Origin of the sequence: Candidatus Spongiisocius sp., assembly GCF_965221825.1 — a bacterium.
In the GTDB taxonomy this organism is placed as follows: domain Bacteria; phylum Actinomycetota; class Acidimicrobiia; order Spongiisociales; family Spongiisociaceae; genus Spongiisocius.
In genome coordinates, this window is record NZ_OZ244917.1 from 911,472 (window position 1) to 935,367 (window position 23,896).

Here is a 23,896-nt window from a genome sequence, read left to right on the forward strand (position 1 = left end):
TGCTAGACGTCAGGCCCTACCGCCGAGGACAACTCGGCCAACACGCCGCGAAGCATCGACAGGGTTCCTGCATCGCCTATACGACCTTCCGAGTCGACGAGCCTGAACACACGCTTGACGGGGTGCGGGCCCCCTACGACTGTCGCCTCAGCACTGGTGAGGACACCGATTGTCGTCTGCTGGGAACGCAGAGCCCCGGAGCGTGAAGGACTCGCACCTATCACCGATACCGCCTTGCCTGCGAAGGCGGACTGGCCGTACGGGCGCGATGCCCAGTCGATGAGGTTCTTCAGCACGCCGGTAATGCTGCCGTTGTACTCGGGTGACGCAATCAGGATGGCGTCCGATGTGCGAATCCTGGTGCGCAACTCCAGGACCGGGCTGGGAGTGAGATCGCCCTCGGAATCCTGATTGAAGAGCGGTATCTGTCCTGCGCCGTCGAAGACATCGACTTCAACCGGCGGCGGTGCCAGTTGCCTCGCGGCCTCGAGCAACATCGTGTTGTAGGAGTCGCGCCTGAGGCTGCCGGGTATGGCCAGGATGCGGATGGGCTGCTCGTTCAAGAGCGACCTCCTGTGCGCGGATTAGCTTCCGAGGGTGAGTTACGCCTGGGAAGGCGGAATGAGGAACAGGTCCCGCGTGGGCCAAGTGCTGGATTCGGTCCGGTTGTTCCCCGGCCGCGAGTGTAATCTTCTCGGCCCATCAGTTCGGCCCCTGCTCAGGGCTCGGGCCATCCGCGCCATCCCCCTTTGCTTCGGCGACCGCACATCTCCTCGCCGTTCGCGGCTGAAGCAGTCCAGTCCTGGTCGGTCAGTAGCCACCGTTCGGGTAACCTCCGCCGATGCCCGCCGTCTACCGGACCGAGCTAACCCCGCTGTCGTTCCTGGAACGGTCGGCGCTGGTCTATCCCGACAAGACGGCCATCGTCGACGGCGAGCGGCGCATCACCTACGGCGGAATGGCCGGCCGGACCACCCGGATGGCAAACGCCATGGCCGCCTCCGGCGTGGGTCCGGGGGATCGGGTGGCCTTCCTCTGCGCCAACATTCCGGAGATGCTGATCGCCCACTTCGCGCCGGCCCTTCTGGGGGCGGTGCTGGTGGCGGTGAATGTGCGCCTCTCGCCCGAGGAGATCCGCTACATCCTCGACCATTCGGGAGCGAGGCTCCTGGTCGGCGAGACCCACCTGCTGGCCGGACTCGCCGGCATCGCCGATCGGCTCACCACCGTCTCCGAGATGGTGGGAATCGACCGCACCGGCGCCCGCGCCGGCTTCCCCGTCACGGACTTCGATGATTTCATGGCCCGCGGGTCCGACCGGCGACGCCCCTGGGAGGTGGACGACGAGGAGCGGACCATCTCGATCAACTACACGTCCGGCACCACCGGCCGGCCCAAGGGTGTCATGTATACGCACCGCGGCGCCTACCTGAACGCCCTGGGAGAGATCATCCACTCACACCACTCTCCCGACTCCGTCTACCTCTGGACGCTCCCGATGTTCCATTGCAACGGTTGGTGCACGACCTGGGGCGTGACCGCCATCGGTGGCACCCATGTGTGCCTGCCCAAGGTGGATCCGGCCGAGATCTGGTCGCTGATCGACTCCGAGCGGGTCACCCACTTCAATGCAGCCCCCACCGTGCTCATCGGCCTGGCCAACGCTCCCGAAGCCCATCCCTTCCCCCGGCCCGTGACCATCACCACCGCCGGGGCGCCCCCTAGTCCCACCATCATCGAGGCAATGGAGAACCTGGGCGCCGAGATCGTCCACATGTACGGGTTGACCGAGACCTACGGCCCCCACACGGTGTGCGAGCTGCAGCCGGGGGTGCCCGACATGCCGGTGGAGGAACGCGCCCGGTTCCTGGCCCGCCAGGGCGTGTCGTTCATCGTCGCCGACCCCACCCGGGTGGTGGATGATCGGATGCAGGACATTGCCCAGGACGCCGCCGCCCTCGGAGAGGTGGTGATGCGCGGCAACAACGTCATGAAGGGCTACTTCGACAACCCGGAGGGGACCGGGGAGGCATTCCGAGGCGGTTACTTCCACTCGGGGGATATCGCCGTGTGGCACCCGGACGGCTATGTCGACCTGCGTGACCGTTCCAAGGACATCATCATCTCCGGAGGTGAGAACATCTCCACCATCGAGGTGGAGAAGGCCATCGCGTCTCACCCGGCAGTGCTCGAATGCGCGGTGATCGCCGTCCCGCATGAGCGCTGGGGCGAGCGCCCCAAGGCGTTCGTGGTCAGCAAGGCGGGCCGGACGGCGTCTCCGCACGAGATCATCGACCATGTGCGCGACCGCATCGCCGCCTTCAAGGCGCCCGACGAGGTGGAGATGGTCGACAGCCTGCCCAAGACCTCCACCGGGAAGATCCAGAAGTTCATGCTGCGGGACCGGGAGTGGAAGGGCCGCGGCCGCCGGATCAACTGAAGGGCGGGGCGGAACGGGATCCGCCCCCGTCCAAAGGAAAACCCCGAGTGAGCTTGCGCCCTCTCGGGGTTTCCTCTGCTCTAGCCACTGTCACCTGCAGATGACGGCCGCTCGAGCCTCGAGAAGCTTGCGCTCCTCTCGCCTTCCGGATGCCCGGCCGTATCTCTACGACCACATCCCTCAGGCGTCAAGCCAGGCATCGGTGCCACGTTTTACCGCGGCTCCTCTGCCGGCAAGTCGGGATTCTTCAGCGGTATCGCTACCACCTCGGTCTCCCTTCGACCCGTTGGACGGGGCCGAAGCCACCGCCCGGCGTGGGCCTCCGCCTCCTCGTCCCGTAACATCGCTGCTCTGCGACGAGGAAACGTCCTTTCCGAAGTTTTGGATTCGATACCTGAGTACCGGATCCGGACCCTCCGGTCCGGTTCCCCGACCGGGTTGCCCCGGTTGGTTGACACCAAGTTAACCCGCCAGGCTGCCGCCACCTGTCAGGTTGGCCCCGAGTTTTTCGCGCTCCCGGGGATATTTTCGCGACCTGGCGATCCAAAGAGAGCGCGGCCGGTTGCCGCATCCGAACGGGTGTCGTGCCCGGTCTTTATGATCCGGCTCATGTCATCGGTGGATCCCCCCGCCCGCCAGCCCGCGCTGTTCGAGAACGTCCCCGGCCCCGGCTCCCCGGCCGGCGGGAGCCGGACTGCAGACGGCGCCCGGACCGTTCTCGAGACCATCTCCCCCAGCCGCGCAGGTGACTTCAAGCAGTGCCCCCTGCTGTTCCGCTTCCGGGCCATCGACCGGCTGCCCGAGCCGGTCACGCCCCCTCAGGCCCGGGGGACGACCGCCCACCTCGCCCTGGAGCGCCTGTTCGATCTCACCGCCGTGGAGCGAACCCCGGAACGGCTCTTCGACCTGTTCCGCGAGGAATGGACCGCGCTGAGGGCCACGCCCGAGTACTCCGGCCTATTCGAAGATCTGGACACTGAACGGCAATGGGGAATCGACAGCCTGCGCGTGGTGGCCAACTACACGCGGATGGAGGACCCGACGTCGGTCGCGCCGGTTGAACGGGAGCTGATGCTCGCCGAGGACCTCGGCGAGGTCGTGGTGCGCGGCATCCTCGACCGCATGGATGAACGACCCGACGGGGAGCTGGTCATCATCGACTACAAGACCGGGAACGCCCCACCCGAGCGCTATGCCCTCCCGGCCTTCTTCGCCCTCAAGATATACGCCTTGCTGGTCCAGCGACAGACGGGCCGCACCCCCGCCGAACTCCGGCTCATGTACCTGGGCAATTCCACCGTGTACTCGATCGAGGTCGATCGCAACACCCTGAATGGCATCGAGCGCCAGATCCTGGCCCTGACGACCACCATCCGGGCGGCCGTCAAGCGGGACAACTTCCCGCCCAAACCGTCAGCCCTGTGCCGGTGGTGCTCCTTCCAGGATCTCTGCCCGGAGGGTCAGGCCCATGCCGCGCCGGAGCCCACTCTTCCTCTGGTAGGGGACTCCCCCGCCACCACCTGAGACAGCCCCGGCCCCGGGGAGTCACAGCTCGTCACGGGTAGACGCCGCGGACCAGCTTGGCCCCGGCCACCTTGTCGATTCCGATCATCAGGGCGGCGGTTCGCATGTCCACGTCCTCCTTGACGCTGACGTCCACCACGGACTCGAACGCCCGGATCATGATCTCGCGGAGCCGGCTCACAATCTCGTTCTCCGACCAGAAGTAGTTCTGCAGGTCCTGCACCCACTCGAAGTAGGAGACCGTCACCCCACCTGCGTTGCAGATGATGTCGGGCACGACCATCACACCCTTATCGAGCAGGATCCGGTCGGCCTCCAGCGTGGTCGGGTTGTTCGCGCCCTCCAGGATCAGCCTTGCTTGGACGTCGTCGGCGTTGCCGGCGTGGATCACCCCACCCACCGCCGCCGGGATCAACACGTCGCACTCGATCGCCATCAGTTCGTCAGGATCGATCTGATCGGCCCCCGGGAAGCCCTTCACCCCTCCGAACTCGTCCACGTGCCGCGCCAGGCGACCGACCTCCAAGCCGTTCCCGTTGTAGATCGCGCCGGTCAGATCGCCCACACCGACGACCCGGCACCCGACCTCGGCCGCCGCGATGGCCGCATAGCGACCCACGTTGCCGAAGCCCTGGATCACCACCCGGGCTCCGTCGACCGCCACGCCGCACCGCATGGCCGCCGACGGCAGCAGGCTGATGATCCCCCGGCCTGTCGCCTCGCGGCGGGCCACCGACCCACCCAGCTGCGGGGGCTTGCCGGTCACCACCGCGGGCACCGCATACCCCTGGTGCTGGCTGTAGGTGTCCATGATCCAGGCCATGACACGCTCGTCGGTACCCATGTCCGGCGCCGGGATGTCCTTCTGCGGGCCGATCATGTCGATGACCTCGGCGGTATATCGCCGGGTGACCCGCTGGAGCTCCCTCCGAGACAGGGCGTGAGGATCGATCCGGACGCCTCCCTTGGCGCCGCCGAATGGAAGGCCCACCAGGGCGCACTTCCAGGTCATGAGCATGGCGAGCGCCGCCACCTCGCCCAGATTGACGTCCGGGGCGTAGCGAATGCCGCCCTTGGTGGGACCCATGGTGAGCACATGCTGCACGCGGTAGCCATAGGCGGTGCGCACGTCCGAGTACTCATCGGTCCGGTACGGGAAGGTCACCACCAGGGATCTTTGCGGCATGCTCAGGCGTTCACGTATGTTGTCGTCAAGGCCCATCTTCTCGGCGACGTTCTGGAACTGGGTAGCCGCCTCCTTGTACATGGGAGATTCCCACTCCATCTCGGGAGAGACGGTCCGTGTTCGGCTCGGATCGGTGGTAGTCACCGTGACTCGTTCCCCTCTGGAGCGCCGCCCCTACTCCTATGGCGTCGTGCGCTGATCACCCAGGGTCCTGCTCTCACCAACGGACCACGAACAGCCCGGAGCGTGGCTTGGGGGTGAACCAGGTGGACTTCGGCGGCATCAGGCGTCCCGCATCGGCAACCGCCATCATCTCCGCCATCCGAGTGGGGTACATCGCAAAGCCCACGGCGCCAGGATAGACCGCAACGCGCCTCTGGAACGGTCTGGTCGAACTCTCACCCGCCATGTACCAGAGACGCGGATCCTCATGGGACCATATCCCGAATACCGGGCCGAGAATCCGGTGGTGGAGCAGGCTCACATCCAGGCGCTCCACCGGATCATCCGACCGCCGCCCCCGGAAGACCATGCGATAGCACCGTCCCTCCAGCACCATCACCATCTCGCCGGTACCCCGAAGTTGAGCCTCCACCTCACCTGCCGGTCCCAGATCGATCATCTCCCAGTCATCGCCCAGCGCATGCCGAGCCTCCTCGGGAGACGGGAGATGGGAGGGCGCGACGACACGGTTGTACGCAACCGCTTGGAGCTGGTCGTTCGGGAACATGATGGCCAGGAACCAACCAGGACCCACTCCCCGTCTGAGGGATGCCGCAACGCGATGGTGGCCGTCGGTGATGTACAAGGTTGTCACCCGGGAGATGGCTGACCGGACGGCGGAAAGCCCGGACGGTTCGGTAACCGCCCACAGGCGCTGCCTGACACCATCCGCGCTCGTGAAGTCCCGGAGCGGCGCGCCTGAGGAGAGCCTCCTCATCAGGGAGTGATGATCGTCGTCCGCCTCGAACCCGAGCGCCACCGGGCTGGACGAGAGCCGGGCCACGCGGTAGAAGTAGGCCAGATCGTCCACTTGGCCCTCAAAGATCCCCTCGTGACCGAGTACCCGCCCCTCCTCGATCGCCGTCAACGAGACCCCTCCCACGATTCCCGCCTGTCGATGGCTGCCTGTGTCCAGCTCGTAGAGGAAGAATGCCGGTGACGCCTGCGGGTCGAAGAGTCCCCGGTCCATCATCCCGCGGAAATGAGCCACAGCCCGTTTCACCACCGCCTCCCGTGGAGGGGTCGGCTCGGGGAACTCGGGCACCGACAGGGTGACGTTCAGGAACGAGTCGGGATGGGCGACTGCATAGCGATGACTCTCCCGGCCGGGAACGGAGTCGGCCTGGGGCGCAACGACGTCGGCAACCCGATCTAGATTGGCTACCAGGGCTTCGAGCGGGACGACGGAGACCACGGGCGATCGGCTACTCCAGGGGCGTGTTTGGGCAAGTGTGAGGCGCGATCATACGGCAACTGTGGAGCAACGGCACGCCACCGCGGCCGAACCCATCCCCGGAGCATGGGTGAAACAGTGCCGGCGGGGGCGCCGTCCGGCCAGGGAACACGCCCAGAGGAAACATGTCACACCCTCCCGGTAACTTCCGGACCATGGCAAATAGCAAGAAAGACCAACGCATGGACAGGGAAGCCATCCGGGCAGCCGAGCAGGCCATGATCGAGGCTGGCTTCGGCTTCACCATGGTGCTGGAGGAAACCGGGCGGCAAGAAGCCGAGGCGGCTCTCGCCACCCGGCCGCCCCTGGCCGCTTGACAACTGATCAGGATGGCGTGATTCCGGGCGCGGGCACGGCCCGGTTCGCCGAGCGGCGGCTCCGTCCCGAGGACTGGGACGCTGCGGTCACCGCGACCGACGGTCCCCAGCTGGTCGTGGCAGGTCCGGGCGCCGGAAAGACCGAGTTCCTGGTGCGCCGGGTCGCCCATCTGATCGACCAGCGTGGTGTCCCGAGCTCGGCCGTCCTGGCCGTCACCTTCTCCCGCCGGGCGGCGGCGGGTTTCGGGGACCGGCTCCACCGCGCCGTTGCCGGCCCGGACGGAGGCGTGGGCGCGTCCACGTTCCACTCCCTCGCCTACCGCCTGCTCGAGCGGCACGCCCATGACGTGCTCGGGTGGGACTCGCTCCCCTCCATCCTGACCGGTCCCGAGCAGGTGGACCTGGTCTCGGAACTGCTCGCCGGCGACCCGGCCGGCAACTGGCCTGTTCCCTTCCGCCGGCTCCTGGACAGCAGGACCCTCGCTCACGAGGTGACCGACTTCATCCTGCGTGCCCGGGAACAGTTGCTCGACCACGCCGACCTGGCCCGGATCGCTCGGGAGCGCAGCGACTGGCGTGCTCTGCCCGGCTTCATCGCCCGCTACGACTCCGAGCTGGACCGCCGGGGCCGCATCGACTACGGAACCCTGATGTCCAGGGCGATCCAGGTGCTGGCCGACCGGCCGCACGAGGAGTCGGGGGTCCGGCCTTACCGGTACGTGCTGGTGGACGAGTACCAGGACACCACCAGGGCCCAGGCGGTGCTGCTGAGGTGGCTGGTCGGTCCGGAACGTAACCTCACCGTGGCGGCCGACCCCTACCAGTCCATATACGGGTTTCGCGGGGCCGACCTGGGCAATGTCCAGCGCTTCGCCGAGGACTTCCTCCTCACGGACGAGCATCCGGTACGCCGCTGGGTGCTGTCCACATCCTTCCGTACCCCGGTCGAGATACTGCGCGCCGCCGAACGGCTCACGTTCGGGGTGGACCTTCCCGGTGCGGCAGGTCCGGTGGAGGCCGCCGCCGGACCCGGGAGGGTCGAGATCCGCGTGTTCGACCAGGAGTCCGCCGAAGCGGAATGGATCGCCGCCCAGGCCACCCGCCTCCGGGTCGAGCAGGAGATCCCCTTCCACCGCATGGCGGTACTGGTCCGGACCAAACGGCGCCTCCTCCGGGAGCTATCGCGAGCCCTGGAGCAACGGTCGATCCCCCACGAGCGTCCCGACATGCGCCTCGCCGACCACCCGGCCGCCCGCGTCTTCCTCGATCTGGCCCGAGCCGCCCTCGACTCGGGCTCCGGCCCGTCCACCGGCAGCGGCCCGATCAGGAGGGTGTTGCTGGGTCCCCTGTTCAACTTCAGCGTCGGCCGCCTGCGGGCGGTCGAGCGGAACCGGAGGCTGCTGGACATGGAATGGTCTGAGGCCATCCGGGCCCATGTGGAGGGAGGGGAGGAGCTCGCCGGCCTGCTGGACGATCCCTCCTGGATCCACCGGACCGCCATCGAGGGCTTCTGGCACGCCTGGGCCCGGCTCCCCCAGCTAAGACCTTTCGTCAACGATCCGGAACGCGGCGAGTTCCGGGCGGCCTGGGCGAGCCTTGCCCAGGCCCTCGCGAGGGTGGCCGATCGCGATCCGAGCATCACTCTGATCGACTACATCCGCCTGGTCGAGTCCGATGACTTCGAGGCCAGCCCGCTGCTCAGCTATCGCGATCCCACCGAGGATCGGATGGTTCTGACCACCATCCACCAGACGAAGGGCCTCGAGTTCGACGTGGTGTTCATCGCCGACGCGGTCGAGGGAGTCCTGCCCGACCTGAGCCGCCACCGATCCCTGCTCCAGGTCGAGCATCTCGATCCCCTCCCGTCATCCGCCCGAGGTACCCGACCCGAGCCGGCCCCGGACCGGTCGATCACGCGGCGCCTGCAGGAGGAAACCCGCCTTCTCTACACCGGCATGACCCGGGCGTACCGGCGCGTGGTCTTGACCGCCACCAACGCCGGCTCCGGCGAGGCTCACCACCGGCCCAGCCGTTTCCTGGAGGTGATCGCGGGGCCGGGAGTGGACATCGCGGGCGCCGGCGCCGCTGCGGTCAGGCCCGTCACGCCCCGAGAGGCGGAGACCTGGTTGAGGCGCATCCTGGTCGATCCCGCCGAGCATGGCCACCGACGCCTTGCCGCCGCCACGGTGCTGGCCACCACCTCCCGCCCCGGCATCCGCCCGCCGCAGAGCTACTCCGCCGTTCGCCGGGAGGGAGCCGACCGCGGCATCGTCCGGGGTCGTAGGCGGTTATCCCCCAGCGATGCCCAGGGCTACGACAGATGCCCCCGGCGGTTCGCCCTGGTACGTCTGCTCGAGGTGGGCGCCGGCGGTGGCCCCTACCTGGCCTTCGGCGCCCTCATCCACACGGTGCTCGAAAAGGCCGAGCGGTGGGCGGCGAGGGAGGACCGCCCCTCCACCCTCGAAGAGGCCCTAACCCTCCTGGAGTCGGAGATGAGCCGCCAGGACTTCGAAACCGAGTCCCTGCGACACGCATGGCTGCGCCGGGCGCGGGAGTTGCTGGAAAAGCTCTACACCGCCTGGCCACAGCCCACCGGCAGGCCCGTGTTTCTGGAGCACCGGGTGAGGCTGGAGCTGGGCGGGGCCAGTTGGCTGGGGCGGATCGACCGGATCGAGCGGAATCCCGACAGCACCCTGCGGGTTGTCGACTACAAGACCGGAAAATCGCCGCCCACCAACGAGGAGGCCCGCAACTCCCTCCAGCTGGGCTTCTACTACCTGGCCTCCAACGCCGACCCGGCGATCGCCGAGCACGGGCCGGTCACCGGCGCCGAGTTCTGGTACCCGCACGCTCCGGCCAAAAAGGTCACGGTACGCAGCTTCGGCGCGGACCGGGAGGCTGAGATCAGGCACCGCCTGGAGGAGATCGCCCGCCTGATCCACGAGGAGGACTGGAAGCCCCGTCCCGGCTCGGTCTGCAGGAACTGCGACGTCCGGCTGGTGTGCCCGGCGTGGGCCGAGGGTCAGGAGGCCTACCGCCGATGACCCCCCGCCCCTCGGCCCAGCAACAGGCGGTCATCGACTACGGATTGCGACCGCTACGCGTGACCGCCGGGGCGGGCACCGGCAAGACCTTCACGCTGGTCCGCCGCATGGCCGCTCTCATGGAGCGTCACGGCATCCGGCCGGACGAGATTCTGGGGGTGACCTTCACCAACAAGGCAGCCGCCGAACTGGCGGGCCGGATCCGGTCAATCCCCGAGCTCTCATCGCTCCCAGGCATGCGGCCGGAGCAGGCGATCGATGTCTTCACCTACCACGGGTTCGCCGCCCACCTGCTGGGTACCTACGGAGCGCTGGTCGGAATGGACCGGGGCACCCGCATCATCACGCCGGCGGCCGGCCGCCAGATCCTCCACCGGTGCGTCCTCACCACCCCATTCCGGCTCGTGGACGCCACGCACGTGCCGAACGTGGTCCGCAAGCTGGTCAAGCTGGCCGGCGAGCTGTCCGACAACCTGCTCCGTCCCGAGGACATCCTCGCCGCGGATCCGGTCGACGAGGTCGACGCCCGCCGCGCCGAGCTGGCCACCGCCCTCGTCATGTTCGAGGACGCCAAGAGACGCCTGGGGGTGCGGGACTTCGGCGACCTCATCCATCTGGCGGTGGATCTGGTCCGGCACCCCGACCATCGGGGCGTGGTGGACCGGGTCCGGTCGCAGTACCGGTGCGTGCTGCTGGACGAGTACCAGGACACCAACCCTGCCCAGCGAGAACTCTTCTCGACGCTCTTCGGGACCGGCCGGGCGGTAACCGCAGTGGGCGACCTCGACCAGACCATCTACGAGTGGCGGGGCGCCAGCCCTTCCAACTTCGGACACTTCCCCACCAGCTTCCCGGAAGCCGACGGGTCGGAGTCGCGCACCCTCCGGCTGTCCGTGAACCGCCGCTCGGGACAGCGCATCCTCGATCTGGCCAACCGGGTCAGGGCCCGGATCACCGGTTCCGACCCGGCCGACGACCTTATGGCCGTGGACGGTAAGCCTCCCGGCTCGGTGCAGGTCTCCTGGTTCGGCAACGCCCGGGACGAGGCCGAGGAGATCGCCCGGGAGTTGCGGCGTCGCCATGACTCCGGGATCGAATGGTCGGACATGGCGGTGCTGTTCCGCCGGAACGCGAACATCGACCTGGTGCGCCAGGCCCTCGAAGAGCACGACGTCCCCCTTCAGGTCACGGACCTGGGCGGCTTGCTCAAGGTCCCGGAGGTGGTCGAGCTGCACGCCTGGCTCCGCCTGCTGGACGACCCGGCCGACAGCCCGGCTCTGGTGCGGGTCCTGACGGGCACGGGCTACCGCCTGGGTCTGGGCGACCTGGCGCCCCTCTCCCGCTGGGTGGCCTCCCGGAACCGCCACACCGACGGCATGGAGTTCATCCTCGTCGAGGCACTGGAACAACTCGGTACCCTGGACCTGCCCCCGGAGGTAAGGGGCCGCCTGGAGCGCTTCCGGGACATGTACCGATCGCTCCTTGTCGAGGCGCAAGGCGCCGGGCCGTCCGGACTGGCTCGATCGATCCTGGCCAGGACCGGGGCGTGGCAGGAGATCGAGGCCATGCCCACGCCTTCCGACCTCTCGGCCCGCCTCAACGTGCACCGCTTCCTCGACTTCGCCGAACACTGGCAGCCGCTCGAAGGATCCTTCTCGTTGAGGGCGTTCCTGGATCATCTGGAGACGATCGGGGACGATCCGGGCGACGGACTCGACACCGCCCGGCTCGCCGACGAGGACGCGGTCACGCTCTCGACGGTCCACCGCGCGAAGGGGCTGGAATGGAAGGCCGTCTTCCTTCCGGCACTGTACGAGTCCAACTTCCCGGCCCGGCCCCGGGCGTATGCCGACCCGTCCAGGATCGACGCATCTGTGCCCGCCCACCTCCGCATCGATCCCGAGTTCCGCGCCAACCTCGACCCGGCGCTCGACGACGGGACTCGACGGGACTGGCTCCGCCGCCGCCACTACGACCAGGAATGGCGCCTGGCCTACGTGGCGGTCACCCGCGCCGAGCAGCACCTCTACCTGAGCGGGGCTCATTGGTACGGATCACCTGAGCCGCACAAACGGCCTTCGCGGCCCGGCGCACTCATCGAGATCGCCCGCCGCGCCGAGGGCATGACGGTCGGTCAGTGGATGCCCGAGCCTCCTCCCCGACCGGCAGGTCTGCGGTTCCCGATCCCGGAGGCGGGGCCGGACCCGGTGCTGGGAACGACCTGGGAAGGGGCGCTCCACGAGATCGTATCCAATCCGGATTGGGCATCCCGGAGGGCCCGCGGGCTCGGGGTCGAAGACCTCTACGATCAGGCTATGGAAGAGTTCCAGGGGGTGTTGCTGTCCCTCACCGATCCGGCCGGGCACGAACCCGAACCGGGGCCGGTCGTCATCAGCGTGACCGGCCTGGTCACATACGCTGGGTGCCCGAAGAGGTATTACTGGTCCGAGGTGGACCGGCTTCCACGCCGCCCTGGACCCGCCGCCCGCCGCGGAGTCGAGCTGCATCGCCGCATCGAGCTGCATAACCGGGGCATGGTCCCCTTCGACGACCTCGATCCGCACCTTTACGACCGCACCCCCGACGAAGACACCGCGTCGCCGGATGGCACGCGCCGGGGCTGGAGCGCATTCCTGAAGTCGCCCTACGCCGACCGCACCCCCGTCCACGTCGAGGCGCCGTTCGAGCTCCGGATGTCGGACTCGGTGCGGATCCGGGGCCGGATCGACGCCGTCTACGGTGACCGGAGCGGTTGGGAGATAGTCGACTTCAAGTCAGGTCGACGTTCCAACCAGTCCTCGAGCCAGGTCCAGCTGCAGGCCTACGCGCTGGCCGCGCGCCGGTCCGGGCTGGGCACCACCCCACCGGAGTCGCTGAAGGTGTCTTTCGTCTACCTCGGCGACGGACTCGACATAGTGAGCCAGGAGGCGGATGGCCCCTGGATGGACCGGGCCGAGGAGCGGGTTATGGAACTGGTCGACAGTATCCGCTCCGAGCGGTTCGCGCCTACCCCGACCGATGCCTGCCGCTCCTGCGACTTCGTGTCATTCTGCGATCCCGGCCAAGCCCACCTCTCCACCGACCAGTAGGAGCAGCCCCGTCGTCCCCCACATCAGTCTCCGGAAGGGCCTACCGGTAGGCACAACTTCCCCCTATCGACCAGACCACGGCAACTACCGAGGATTTTCGCGTTCTGCGGTCCAGGGTCGGTTTCTGTCACACCCCCGCCATACGTTGCCTATTGCCAAGCACCAACGCCGGCCGATGAGGCGAGACCGATCGGAACGGCCGGCCCAGGGAACATGACAGCTCATGGAGCGACCGCCGAACCCCGGCATCCAGCCGGGCATGGCCGACCACGCTCCAACCAAGGTGGTGGAGGCGGGGGCAGGGCCCGGCGGGCGAAGCCCGCTTGCTGCGATTTTCGCGATCTGAGTTTCTTGAGGCACACAACACCGTAGTGACGTCCTGTGCCTCAGGTTCGCTGATGGGCGGCGGCGAACCCATCCGATGGCTAGACGACCCTGCCCCCTGCGGTTTCGACCATCAGCGTGAACGGTCCGTTGTTGCGGAGGTCCACCTCCATCATGGCGCCGAACCGTCCGGTCGCCACCTCCTCGACTCCCAGGGCTTTCACCGCCGCCACGAACTCGTCCACCAGACGATTGGCCTGCTCGGGGCGAGCCGCCTCCGTGAAGCTGGGGCGTCGGCCCCGGCGGACATCGGCATACAGAGTGAACTGGCTGACCACCAGCATGGCGCCATCGACGTCGATCAGAGACCGGTTGAACCGGCCATCCTCGTCGGGGAAGATGCGGAGCCCCACAACCTTGCGGGCCAGCGCCTCCGTATCGGCGCTGGTGTCGGCCCGACCGGCGCCCACCAGGGCCAGGAGCCCCTCCCCGATCTGCCCGATCACCTCGCCATCGACCGACACCGACGCATGATCCACCCGCTGGACGAGTGCCTTCACCGCGCCCTCTCTCTCGGGCCGGCATCCAGCCCGATCGACAGGGCCACATCGAAGACGGCCTCGTTGGCGGCGTCCAACCGGGCCTGCTGCGCCTCGGCGAGCGGATCCAGGAAGCTCCGGTCCTGGTCGAGTTGATCCCACACCACCAGCAGGGCGGTTGCGGCGAAACCGAAATACCGTGCCACGGCGTAGAGAGTCGCCGCCTCCATGTCCACCGACCCGTAGCCGCGGTCCCGCCACTCGGCCACCATCGCTCCGCTCTGGGCGAAGATCGAAACCCAGGACAGGTGCAACGAGTCGGCCGCCCTGATGTTCCGTTCCATGAGCCGGCGGCGCCCCAGCCCGGTGAGGCCAGGATCGGCGTCTACCGTCCCCGAGGCCGCGTACAGGCGGGCCACGCCCTCCCGAGCCACCGCAACCGACGGAACCACCACGTCGCCCGTGGACAGCCCGGCGTGAAGGGCGCCACAGGTTCCGATCATCACCATGCGCGGCGTTCCCAGCAGCCCGAACAGGTGGGCCGGCTCCACGGCGCGGGGCGCCCCGTACACGCAGGAATAGACCACCGGTCTCCCCCGCCGGTAGCCGAGGAACATGTCGGGGAAGGCCAGCTCGCGCACATCCTCAAGCCGGCTGAGCCGCCAGGCGGTACGCTGCTCCCTCCACCAGGAGCCCTCCAGAATCACGGCATGGGGAATGTCGGCCTCCGCGATGCCGAGCGCGGCCATCCACTCGTCACGACCGAGGTCCATGACCGCCCTATGCCGGGCCATCGGAAACTCCTTCCCGTACTTGCCGAGGTCGCGCCCTCGCATACCAACCGTAGGACCACAAGGCGCCGATGAGCACCGATCCGGCCAGGAACAGGAAGGCGGCGTCCCAACGGTCCTGGCCGACCAACCTGCCCATCAAGGGCGACCCCGCACCTCCCCCGAGGTTAAATGCCAGGGCGAACACCCCGGAGGTCAGGCTCACTCCGCTGGTGGAGCCGACCCGGGGATACAACCCCATCACGACGGAGGAAGAGGCCCCTACCAGGGCGGTTGCGGCGGCCACCGTCGCGAAGCCGCTTCCGAGACCGCCAGCCCCGGAAATCGTCGCCAGCGCCACGGCGGTCAGCAGGAGGACCGTCCCGCCCCGGAGAGCCGCCCCTCGGATATCCGCGACCCGGAACCAGCGGCCCAGCGCGATGGTCACGCCGATCGAAGCGGCCGGCATCATCGACGACAGGAGCCCGGCCCGGCCCACCGACACGCCGTGGACCTCCACGAAGTAGGCCGGAGTCCAGACGATGAGCGCCACGTAGGCCACCCCGATGGCGGCTGCCGGCGGCAGCAGCCATATGGCCGCGGTCATGGATCCGGAGGTCCGTCCAACCGGGGAGGCCTCGGGGACCGGATCCCGCACCCCGATCCACCAGACGATCCCGACCGGCACGAGCACCAGGAAGGCGGCAACGAACACCGCGTCCGCCCCGCTCCGTTCGATGATGAACCCGCCGAGCGCGAATGTAAGGGCTGTGCCGGCCACGAAGCATGAACCGAAGGAGGCGATCACCCGAGCTGACCGGCCTGCCTCCACCCACCGACCCAGCGCGCCCACCAGCGGAGTCCATCCCATGGCCTGGAATATGCCGTTGGCCGACCAGATCACCAGCGCCAGCCGGAAGTCCCCGGATCCGAGCACGAACGCCGCGTTGACCAGCCCGCTGCCGACCAGCCCGAGACCTACCAGCGTCCTGGCCCCGAAGCGATCCGCCAGGCGGCCTACCGGAACTGCGGATAGCGAGTAGACCCAGAAGAACCCGGCCGCCAGGGCCCCGATCTCGGTGGCGGACAGGCCCGCCTCATCCTGGAGCCGGGGCACCGCCACCGAGAAGTTGACCCTCCCCAGGTAGTAGAGGGCGTAGACCGACCATCCCGACGCGACGAGGCCCCAACGGGTCGCCGCCGGGGTGGGGAGCAACCGACCGCCTACGGCTGGGAGGAGGCCGGCCCGATCACCCAGATCTTGTTGGAGTCGAACCTGACCGGCACCTCGTCCCCGTCATTGAACAGCTTCACCTGTGCAGGGTCCGTGATGGCCTCGACCTCGATGTCGCCCAGAGCGACCCGGAACCGCTCATACCGCCCGACGTACACGTGCGACCTGATCCGCCCCATCACCGAATTGCCTCCGTCAGAGCCCAGCGTCACCGCCTCCGGGCGGATGCTGAGCACCGCATCACCGCCGTCCACCGCCGACCGCGGCGCCCGGAACCGGCCGATGGCGGTGGTTATCTCTCCGCCCTCGTAATGGCCAGGGATGAAGTTGGTTCCGCCGAAGAACTTGGCGATGTCGATGCTCTGCGGCGACTCGAAGAAGGCGTCCGGAACGTCGAACTGCTGTAGCCGCCCGTCGAACAGCAGCGCGATCCGGTCGGCCAGCACCACCGCTTCCTCCTGGTCGTGGGTGACGAAGACCGTGGTGATCGCCATCTCGGTCTGGATGCGCCGGATCAACTCCCGCATCTCATCCCGGAGATGCGCATCGAGGTTGCTGAGGGGCTCGTCCAGCAGCAGGACGTTCGGTTGGACTATGAGCGCCCTGGCCAGGGCGATCCGCTGTTGCTGTCCACCGGAGAGTTGCCGGGGCTTGCGGTCCTCGAAACCCGGAAGCTGCACCAGGTCCAGCATGTCGGTCACCCGCGTACGGATCTCCTTGCGGTCCACCTTCCGCATCTTGAGGCCGAAGCCGATGTTCTCGGCGATGGTCATGTACGGGAACAGCAGGTAGTTCTGGAACACCATCACCGCTCCCCGATCCTCGGGCGGGATGCTCAGGATCGATTCTCCGTTGAAAGTGATGTCGCCCGAGGTGGGCCGGAGGAGCCCGGCGATCATCTTCATGGTGGTGGTCTTGCCGCATCCGGACGGCCCGAGGAGAGCGGTGAGCTTGCCGGACTCGATCTCCAGATCGAGTTGATCGACCGCCGGAGGCGACTTCTCGTCGAAAATCTTGGTCAGCCCGCTGAGGGTTACCTGGGTCATATGTTTCCGATACCTCCTACGGCTGCGTTGTCTCCGGACAGGTAGCGGGAACTCAGTAGCAGGACGAGCACCGCCGGCAGGATGAAGACCACGCTCAGAGCGCCGGCTATGGCCGGGTCCGAGCGAACGAATCCGAACAGCAGCAGCGGCAGGGTCTGTACCTGCCCGCCCCCGATGAGCAACGTCAGCACGTACTGGCTCCACGAGATTATGAACGCGAACAGGGCTCCCACCACCACGCCCGGGAAGATGGCCGGCAACGTGATGTGTAGCTGGGTGGCCCATCGGCTCGCCCCCAGAGAGCGCGCCTGCAACTCGAAATCGGTGTCGTAGTTGGCGAACACCCCTGACATCACGAGCGTCATGTACGGGAGGGTTGGCACCAGGTGCACCAGGATGACACCGGGGATGCTGTTGGACAGGCCAGCCCTGATGAACAGCACGTGGATGCCGAGTACCACCGCCAGCCCCGGGACGATTATCGGGGCCAGGATCATCCACTCCACCAGCCGCTTGCCCCGGAACTCGTACAGACCCAAGGCCCGGCCGGCCGGGACCCCCAGCAGGATGGAAAAGACCGTCACCACCAGCGCGATGAGGGCGGTGTTCCACGCCACGCCGAGCACGTCATTGTGAGGCGTGATCACCTCGGTCCAGGCGCGGGCGCTGTACTCGGTGGGAAGGATGGCCGGATAGAACCACCGGAAACTGATCGACCAGATGAACAGGGGAACTATGGGCGCCACCAGGAGAGCCAGCAGGCCGGTGATCCCCACCCACCGGCCGGTGATCCGCCAGCTGAAGCGGCGCTCCGGGGCTTCCGGAGCCACATCGCCCGCCCCGGCGCCGGTGGGCTCGGTCCGAGTGTCAGCCATCACCTAACTCCGCACGTACCGGCGTGACACCTTCATGTACGCCAGGATCATCAGACTGCTCATCACCGCGATGACCATCGCCATCGCCATGGCCTGCGGCCGGGCCGCCAGATCGACATCGGTGTAGCTCTCGAATGCCAGCACCGGAAGGGCCTTGGGGAAGGTTGATCCGAGCAACCACGGGATCTCGAAGGCGCCGAACGTAAAGGCGAAGACGATCACCGAAGCCGACACCACTCCGGGCATGATCAATGGCAGAGTCACGTTACGGAAAGCCTGCCATCGGTTGGCGCCCAGCGAACGGGCCACCGACTCGTAGTCCTCGCCCACCGACAGAAGGATCGCCAGGACGATCACCCCTATGAACGGGATCTCCTTCCACACGTACTGGATGATGATGCCGATCGCCCAGGGATCGTTGACCATGGCCGGGAAACCCGCCGGGCTGTCTATCAGGCCGGCCCCTGTGGCCAGCCGGGAGACGAGGCCGCTACCGGAGAAAAGGTAGAGAACGCCCACCGCCCCCACCAGGTGGGGAATGGTGAGGTTGAGGGAGAAGATGAACTGGACGAAGCGCTTCCCCCGGAAGGCGGGCCGGAGGAGCATCGCGGAGGCCACCGCCAGGATGCTGGCGATGAAGGTGGAGGTGAAGGCGATGTGGAAGGTGAGGATGAAGCTGCGGATGAACCCGTTGTCGGTGAAGATCGTGGTGTAGGCGGCGAAGTTGAAGTCGTTCAGTCCGATCAGAGGGAAATAACCCAGGCTGCGCAGGAAGCCGGTGATCAGGCCCCCCATGAACAGGAGCAGGATCACCACGATGGCAGGTGCCAGGAGCAGCGTGATCGTGAGCCGCTGCGCGGCCTTCTCCGACAGGCTCGTACGGCTCAGCCGACGTGTCCTAGACACCGGCTTCGGCCATTTCATGCTCCATGATGCACGGCGCGCTTTCTCGCTCCACGTCAGGGGACGGTTGGTATCCGGGTTCGGGCGGGACGGGGGGCCGGCGAGGCGTTACCACCGCCGGCCCCCCTGTCTCCGAACCGCTCGTTATTGCTGGGCTACGTTCGCGTTCCAGCCTTCCTCGATGGCCGGTACCCAGTCGCCGAGGAGCTCACCCAGAGAACTGATCGCTCCGGGATCGACCACCGACGGATGCCGAGGCACGTCAGCGAAGTGCGACTGCGACGCCGAGTTCAGCACGTTGATCTGACCCCAGACGTCGGGATATGCCTTCTCCAGCTGGCCGTCGATGCTCAGCAACAGGTCCGCCACCACCAACGCCGCCGCCTTGTTGGGCGAGTTGTAGGGGATGGTCACGAAGTTGGTGTTACCGATCTGGCCGCTGTTCAGGCCGTACGTGCGGGTCGACTCGGGGAACAGGCCACTGTCCACCTTGGAGCCGGCCGACGCCGGTCCGTAGGCCAGGAAGTGGCTGACCTCCTGGTTGGCGTACAGCTGCTCAAGGGCAGGCTGGTCCACCGGGTAGGTCTCTCCACCGCGCCACAGGCAGGACTCGACCGCGTTGAGGGTCGCCCACGTGGCAGGCGCCACCTGGTCGTAGAGCGCCTGGTCGAAGGGGATCCCGATCATGTCGGAGTGCCCGCCGGGCAGGATCTTGTCCGCCTCGTTGTAGAACACGTGGCGCACGAACACGCTGCCGGTGAAGTCCGGCGGGGCCGGGTAGGTGAAGGTTCCCGGGCTCTCGCAGGCCTGGGCCAGCAGGGCGTCCATGTCGGCCGGGGGATTGGGCACCAGGGCGCTGTTGTAGAACACCGCCGACTGGGCCTGGTTCCACGGGACCTCGCACTCGTCCACCGGGGTACCGAAGTCGAAGGCGATGGGTCCTGCTTGCTGGTCCACGTTGGCCATGCTGGGCATGATGTCCCAGTAGCCGCAGAACAGCAGACCGGCGTTCTTCATCGTCTTGAAGTTCTCGCCGTTGATCCAGATCATGTCCACGGAGCCGCTGGCGAACTCACCGGCCTCGGTCTCGCTGATAACCGTGTCCACCGCGTTGACGGTGTCGGTGATGTGTACCTGGTTCAGGTCGATCCCGTAGCGCTCCTTCGCCTGGTCCTTGACCCAGCCGTTGATGTAGGCGTTGATGACCGCGCTCCCACCCCACATGAACCAGTTGAGGCGGGTGCCTTCGGCCTCGGCCACGATCTCGTCCCATGACATGCCGGCCAGCCGGGAGTCATCCAGGTCCAGAAGACCCGCTCCGGACGGTCCCATCGGCTCGGCCTCGACCGGAACCTCGACCTCGACCGTCTCGGTGACGACCACTTCCTCGGTCACGACCACTTCGACTTCCTCGGTCACGATCGACGTGACCACGACCTCTTCGGTCACGACCACTTCCTCGGTCACGACCACTTCCTCGGTCACGATCGATGTGACTACGACCGTTTCCGGTGTGGCGTCCTCGCTCCCGCAGGCCGCGGCCACCAGAGCGATGACCGACAGCAATGCACCGAGGCGTATCAGTTTCTTTATGCTCGTATTCCCTCGCATAGACCGGCTTGTTATGCTTTTTGTACCGGGCCGATAACCCATCCGATCTCGGACTGGAAGCACCGGTTGGTGGGCCCGGATCTCTACTCTACGGCTTCCCGCCGCTACGTGCTCCATCCATCGTCAACAACTTGTCCGCGACCAATCCCGCTCGACTCCAGGTCAGCCCGAGGGTATGCGGCCCAGCACTTCGTACAGCCGCCGCTCCGCCGCCCTCAACTCGTGGGCCATGTTCAACTCCCTCACCCGGTCGAACTCGGGGAACCCAGCCCCCTGCTCCGCCGCCCACTCCCGGGCGAACGAACCGTCCTGGATACGGGAAATGATCGCTCTTAGGCGAGACCTCTCGGCTTCCTCCTCCTCGGGAGATAGCCGGGCGGTCACCTCCTGCCCGTACTGGCTGGTACGGGAATGTAGCGTGATCTGGTCCCAGAGCCCAATATCGCGGTAGGCCTTGGCGGTCTCGATCCCCTCGCCCGAGGCGTAGAACTCCAGCATCGCCACCTCGGGGCTGCATCCGGCCTCCACCAGGACCTCGCAGTACCGCCGCACCGCGTAGAGGAATCCCACCTGCTCGGCGAACAGGTCAACGGTTGCCTCCTCGAGGAAACTGGATTCGATCACACCCATCCGAGTGGACCCGATCCCCTCGCAGAGGGCCAGCATCCGCTCGAGGGCGGTGCCTGTGGCGGCCTGATGGACGGCGATGAGGCTCGGGAACCCCTCCCCGCTCAGGTAGGTGTCCCGAACGCCCGCTCCGATCATGCGGGGAGCGATCATCACCACGTCCACATCGGCCGGAGGCTCGATCAGGTCGAAGGCGATGTTGTAACCGCTGGCGAACACCACCATGTTGCCCGCTTCGAGATTCGGTGCGATGTCCCGGTCGAAGACCTGGGGCATGACCTCATCCGGGACCAGGAGGAAGGTGACGTCGGACCGCGCCACCGCCGCGCCGACCGGTTGCACCTCGAAGCCGTCCTGGCGGGCGGCATCGAAGGACTCGTCCCGGCGGCTCCCCACGACGACGTTCATGCCGCTGTCACGCATGTTGAGGGCCTGGGAGCGGCCCTGGTTGCCGTACCCGACTATGCATACGGTCTGGCCGGCCACATGGCGCAGGTCGGAGTGGTCCTCGAAGTACATGCGGGCCATCAGCGCTCCTTTCCCTCTGCGCCGGCGACCTCGATCATGACCTTGACGGCGCCGGAGAACCCGCTCAGGGCGGTATCCATCGCCTCGGAGGCCCGCTCGAGGGGGAAGCGATGGCTGATGAGCTTCGTCCCGTCGATCCGGCCCGATGCCAGGAGGGAAATGGCCTCTGGGAAGGCGTCGCGGCCCAAGTAGACGGGTATGACGGTCGCCTCCATGGACTGGGCCAGCAATAGGTTGAACGGGATGCGCTCCTCGGTGTTGACCCCCACGGCCACAACCCGCCCGCCGGGCCGGACCAGGCGCAAAGCTGTCTCGAGGGTGCGCGGGCTCCCCACCGCCTCGAAGACCACATCCGCGCCCTGGGGTTCGGTCCGCTCGAGGACCTCCTGGGGCTCCAGCCCCCCGACGTTCACCGTGGTGGTGGCGCCCAAATCCCCCGCCAGGGCCAGCCGCCCGCCATCCAGATCGGTGGAATGCACGGCGCCGGCGCCGTAGGCCCGCGCCACAGCGAGTATCAGCAGGCCGATCGGGCCGGCCCCGATGATCAGCACCGTCTCGCCCGGTCGCACCTCGCCGCGCCGCACCGAGTGGACCGCTATGGAGGTCGGCTCCACCAGGGCGCCGAGGCCGGAGTCCATCCCGTCCGGGAGGGCATGAGCGCCGCGCGCGGGCACCGCCACCAGGTCCTGGAGGGCGCCGTCGGTGTGGGGCGAGCCGGTGAACCGCATGCGGGGACAGAGGTTGTAGACGCCCCGCCGGCACGAGTCGCAGGCCTGGCAGGGCACGATGGGCTCCACCGCTATGTGATCGCCCATCCGGGTGTTGTCAACCCCCTCACCGAGTCCCGTGACGATGCCGGCGAACTCGTGACCCAGAACGTGCGGGCGCCGGACCCGCCAGGAACCGATCCGTCCGTCCTTGTAATAGTGGAGATCGGAGCCGCAGATGCCCACCAGACCGGGCGCAACCAGGACCTGCCCAGGACCGGGGGACGGGGCAGGCCGGTCCCTGATCTCGATACCCCCTCCAGGAAGCAGGCATGCGGCTCTCATGCGTCCTCGGCTCCTTGCACCTCGAGGCTTATCCGGGTCACCGCGACGCCAGGATGCGGTCCTGATCGTCCAGCTTGACGATCAGATCATGGAAGATGGCGTCCCGGTGGATGGCCACCGCCTCCAGCATGACCGGCCCGTCGGGTCGTGCCTGCCAGACCAGGTCGTCGTCTAGGTGGGGAGTCCTGGTGGTCCGGGTCGGCACCCAGGTGCGGTCTATCAACCAGGCGATGTTGATCAGGTCCCAGACCACCCAGGACTGTCCCGGGAACTGCTCGACTCCACGCTGGACCCAGATGGGATTGTGCTTGTAGAGGTGGTAGAGGTAGTCGCCGATCTCGCCCTTGCCCTTGATCCAGGCCTCCGCCTCCGGATGCGAGAAGTTCAGCTGGGCGCCGATGTGGTAGCCGGGGAGGTAGACCAGGGGCACGCCCGAGGAGAAGAGGAGCCGGGAGGCATGGCGATCCTGCACCAGGTTCAGCGAAGGAGTGTTGTCGAGATCGACCCAGGTGGGATACCCGGACGTCCAGTTGACCACCATGCGGGAGGCGATCTCGGGCGCCATCAGCAGCGCCGAGGTGATGTTGGTGACGCACCCGATGGCCACGACATGTAACACCCGCTCGTCATCGGCCAGGGCCGCCTCGATGATGCGGTGAGCACCCTCGCTCTCGACCGGAACATCCGCCGCCGGCATGTACTGGTCGGAGCCCCTGAAAACCAGGCCGTCCCCGGAGATGCCCAACTTGCCGAGCACCCGGTGGATCTCCTCGTACGACTCCTCCATGCCCTCGGCCGGACCCACCAGTTGCAGGTCTTCGGGCCCGATCCCCTGGGCGACCAGGTGGCGAGCCCACGCGCCGTACTTGTTCTCCACCTCGCCGGTGGGGGTGCCGGTCCGGAGGGCCTCCACCTCGGCCACCAGCTCCTCTCGCATATGGAGGTGCCCGAACGGCTCGGCGACGATGGCCTCGATATCGATGCGGTCGGGTGAGAGCAACGCCCAGGCGAGGGCGAACTGGTCATCTATCTCGTTGGCGGTATCGGTATCGATGAGAACCCGGGCCGGCCCGGGACGGTCGGCGAACATCTCGAGCCGCCGCTCGTCGCTGACGGTTGGGAACGAGGTCATCAAGCACCTTCCGCAGTCGAACCGGCCTCAGAATCCGGATGGCCCACAATCTACACCCGAAGCGAAGCCCTCGATTCCGCCCTGAGTGGGACAGAGAGCCTATCTTGCCGGGCTCCCTGTCCGATGGTTTGCGCTACAAACCAGATCCGCCTATAGTGGTTTGTGACGCAAACCGAGTGGATGACCGACTCTACCCGGT

General features: G+C 67.2%; 18 protein-coding genes. 5 read left to right on the forward strand and 13 right to left on the reverse strand.

The window, feature by feature from the left end:
• Positions 1-2: 2 nt before the first annotated feature.
• Positions 3-563 (reverse strand): NADPH-dependent FMN reductase, encoded by a 561-nt coding sequence (locus ACOQPD_RS04285; protein WP_420613669.1) that lies wholly within the window; start codon positions 561-563, stop codon positions 3-5.
• Positions 564-841: 278 nt separating this feature from the next.
• Between ACOQPD_RS04285 and ACOQPD_RS04290 the strand changes: the two genes are divergently transcribed.
• A complete protein-coding gene (locus ACOQPD_RS04290) occupies positions 842-2,440 on the forward strand; it encodes an AMP-binding protein (protein ID WP_420613670.1) in 1,599 nt (532 codons plus the stop codon).
• A 609-nt stretch (positions 2,441-3,049) separates the two neighbouring features.
• Positions 3,050-3,964 (forward strand): RecB family exonuclease, encoded by a 915-nt coding sequence (locus ACOQPD_RS04295; protein ID WP_420613671.1) that lies wholly within the window; start codon positions 3,050-3,052, stop codon positions 3,962-3,964.
• 31 nt (positions 3,965-3,995) lie between these two features.
• On the opposite strand, the gene ACOQPD_RS04300 is transcribed toward ACOQPD_RS04295, so the two are convergent.
• A complete protein-coding gene (locus ACOQPD_RS04300; protein ID WP_420613672.1) occupies positions 3,996-5,294 on the reverse strand; it encodes a Glu/Leu/Phe/Val family dehydrogenase in 1,299 nt (432 codons plus the stop codon).
• A 73-nt stretch (positions 5,295-5,367) separates the two neighbouring features.
• Entirely contained in the window at positions 5,368-6,567 is a 1,200-nt protein-coding gene (locus ACOQPD_RS04305; RefSeq protein WP_420613673.1) for a DUF1015 family protein, read from the reverse strand.
• Positions 6,568-6,788: 221 nt separating this feature from the next.
• On the opposite strand from ACOQPD_RS04305, the gene ACOQPD_RS04310 reads away from it, so the two are divergent.
• Genes ACOQPD_RS04310 through ACOQPD_RS04320 form a run of 3 tightly spaced genes read left to right on the forward strand, consistent with a single transcriptional unit; the run spans position 6,789 to position 13,056 of the window.
• Positions 6,789-6,923: a hypothetical protein gene (locus ACOQPD_RS04310; RefSeq protein ID WP_420613674.1), complete on the forward strand. Its 135-nt coding sequence runs from the start codon at positions 6,789-6,791 to the stop codon at positions 6,921-6,923.
• Positions 6,924-6,940: 17 nt separating this feature from the next.
• Positions 6,941-9,967, forward strand: coding sequence for an ATP-dependent helicase (locus ACOQPD_RS04315; RefSeq protein ID WP_420613675.1), 3,027 nt, complete (start codon positions 6,941-6,943; stop codon positions 9,965-9,967).
• A complete protein-coding gene (locus ACOQPD_RS04320) occupies positions 9,964-13,056 on the forward strand; it encodes an ATP-dependent helicase (RefSeq protein WP_420613676.1) in 3,093 nt (1,030 codons plus the stop codon). The genes ACOQPD_RS04315 and ACOQPD_RS04320 overlap by 4 nt, the downstream gene beginning before the upstream one ends.
• Before the next feature lie 425 nt (positions 13,057-13,481).
• Here the strand turns inward: ACOQPD_RS04320 and dtd are convergent, their stop codons facing one another.
• The 10 genes from dtd to ACOQPD_RS04370 form a co-directional block, all read right to left on the reverse strand.
• Positions 13,482-13,940 (reverse strand): D-aminoacyl-tRNA deacylase, encoded by a 459-nt coding sequence (gene dtd / locus ACOQPD_RS04325; RefSeq protein ID WP_420613677.1) that lies wholly within the window; start codon positions 13,938-13,940, stop codon positions 13,482-13,484.
• Entirely contained in the window at positions 13,937-14,713 is a 777-nt protein-coding gene (locus ACOQPD_RS04330) for a hypothetical protein (protein WP_420613678.1), read from the reverse strand. The genes dtd and ACOQPD_RS04330 overlap by 4 nt, the downstream gene beginning before the upstream one ends.
• Positions 14,700-15,905 (reverse strand): MFS transporter, encoded by a 1,206-nt coding sequence (locus ACOQPD_RS04335; RefSeq protein WP_420613679.1) that lies wholly within the window; start codon positions 15,903-15,905, stop codon positions 14,700-14,702. The genes ACOQPD_RS04330 and ACOQPD_RS04335 overlap by 14 nt, the downstream gene beginning before the upstream one ends.
• 8 nt (positions 15,906-15,913) lie before the next feature.
• The gene (locus ACOQPD_RS04340) at positions 15,914-16,969 is read right to left on the reverse strand and encodes an ABC transporter ATP-binding protein (protein WP_420613680.1); all 1,056 of its coding nucleotides are present in this window, start codon (positions 16,967-16,969) and stop codon (positions 15,914-15,916) included.
• Positions 16,966-17,844: an ABC transporter permease gene (locus ACOQPD_RS04345; protein ID WP_420613681.1), complete on the reverse strand. Its 879-nt coding sequence runs from the start codon at positions 17,842-17,844 to the stop codon at positions 16,966-16,968. Before ACOQPD_RS04345 ends, ACOQPD_RS04340 begins: the two co-directional genes overlap by 4 nt.
• Positions 17,845-17,847: 3 nt before the next feature.
• Positions 17,848-18,750, reverse strand: a complete 903-nt coding sequence (locus tag ACOQPD_RS04350; RefSeq protein WP_420613682.1) for an ABC transporter permease — start codon at positions 18,748-18,750, stop codon at positions 17,848-17,850.
• Between the two features lie 141 nt (positions 18,751-18,891).
• The gene (locus ACOQPD_RS04355) at positions 18,892-20,358 is read right to left on the reverse strand and encodes an ABC transporter substrate-binding protein (RefSeq protein WP_420613683.1); all 1,467 of its coding nucleotides are present in this window, start codon (positions 20,356-20,358) and stop codon (positions 18,892-18,894) included.
• Positions 20,359-20,520: 162 nt separating this feature from the next.
• Positions 20,521-21,513: a ketol-acid reductoisomerase gene (ilvC, locus tag ACOQPD_RS04360; RefSeq protein WP_420613684.1), complete on the reverse strand. Its 993-nt coding sequence runs from the start codon at positions 21,511-21,513 to the stop codon at positions 20,521-20,523.
• Positions 21,513-22,565 carry an NAD(P)-dependent alcohol dehydrogenase gene (locus ACOQPD_RS04365; protein WP_420613685.1) on the reverse strand — a complete coding sequence of 351 codons (1,053 nt, stop codon included), beginning with the start codon at positions 22,563-22,565 and terminating at the stop codon, positions 21,513-21,515. Before ACOQPD_RS04365 ends, ilvC begins: the two co-directional genes overlap by 1 nt.
• Before the next feature lie 37 nt (positions 22,566-22,602).
• Positions 22,603-23,697 (reverse strand): nucleoside hydrolase, encoded by a 1,095-nt coding sequence (locus tag ACOQPD_RS04370; protein ID WP_420613686.1) that lies wholly within the window; start codon positions 23,695-23,697, stop codon positions 22,603-22,605.
• Between the last annotated feature and the right edge of the window lie 199 nt (positions 23,698-23,896).

Excerpts from the sequence above, each read along its gene's own strand:
- ACOQPD_RS04340 (WP_420613680.1), bottom strand. The coding sequence starts at position 16,969 with ATGACCCAGGTAACCCTCAGCGGGCTGACCAAGATTTTCGACGAGAAG.
- ilvC (WP_420613684.1), bottom strand. The coding sequence starts at position 21,513 with ATGGCCCGCATGTACTTCGAGGACCACTCCGACCTGCGCCATGTGGCC.
- ACOQPD_RS04365 (WP_420613685.1), bottom strand. The coding sequence starts at position 22,565 with ATGAGAGCCGCATGCCTGCTTCCTGGAGGGGGTATCGAGATCAGGGAC.
- ACOQPD_RS04330 (WP_420613678.1), bottom strand. The coding sequence starts at position 14,713 with ATGGCCCGGCATAGGGCGGTCATGGACCTCGGTCGTGACGAGTGGATG.
- ACOQPD_RS04290 (WP_420613670.1), top strand. The coding sequence starts at position 842 with ATGCCCGCCGTCTACCGGACCGAGCTAACCCCGCTGTCGTTCCTGGAA.
- ACOQPD_RS04345 (WP_420613681.1), bottom strand. The coding sequence starts at position 17,844 with ATGGCTGACACTCGGACCGAGCCCACCGGCGCCGGGGCGGGCGATGTG.
- ACOQPD_RS04310 (WP_420613674.1), top strand. The coding sequence starts at position 6,789 with ATGGACAGGGAAGCCATCCGGGCAGCCGAGCAGGCCATGATCGAGGCT.
- ACOQPD_RS04355 (WP_420613683.1), bottom strand. The coding sequence starts at position 20,358 with ATGCGAGGGAATACGAGCATAAAGAAACTGATACGCCTCGGTGCATTG.
- ACOQPD_RS04295 (WP_420613671.1), top strand. The coding sequence starts at position 3,050 with ATGTCATCGGTGGATCCCCCCGCCCGCCAGCCCGCGCTGTTCGAGAAC.
- ACOQPD_RS04320 (WP_420613676.1), top strand. The coding sequence starts at position 9,964 with ATGACCCCCCGCCCCTCGGCCCAGCAACAGGCGGTCATCGACTACGGA.
- ACOQPD_RS04370 (WP_420613686.1), bottom strand. The coding sequence starts at position 23,697 with ATGACCTCGTTCCCAACCGTCAGCGACGAGCGGCGGCTCGAGATGTTC.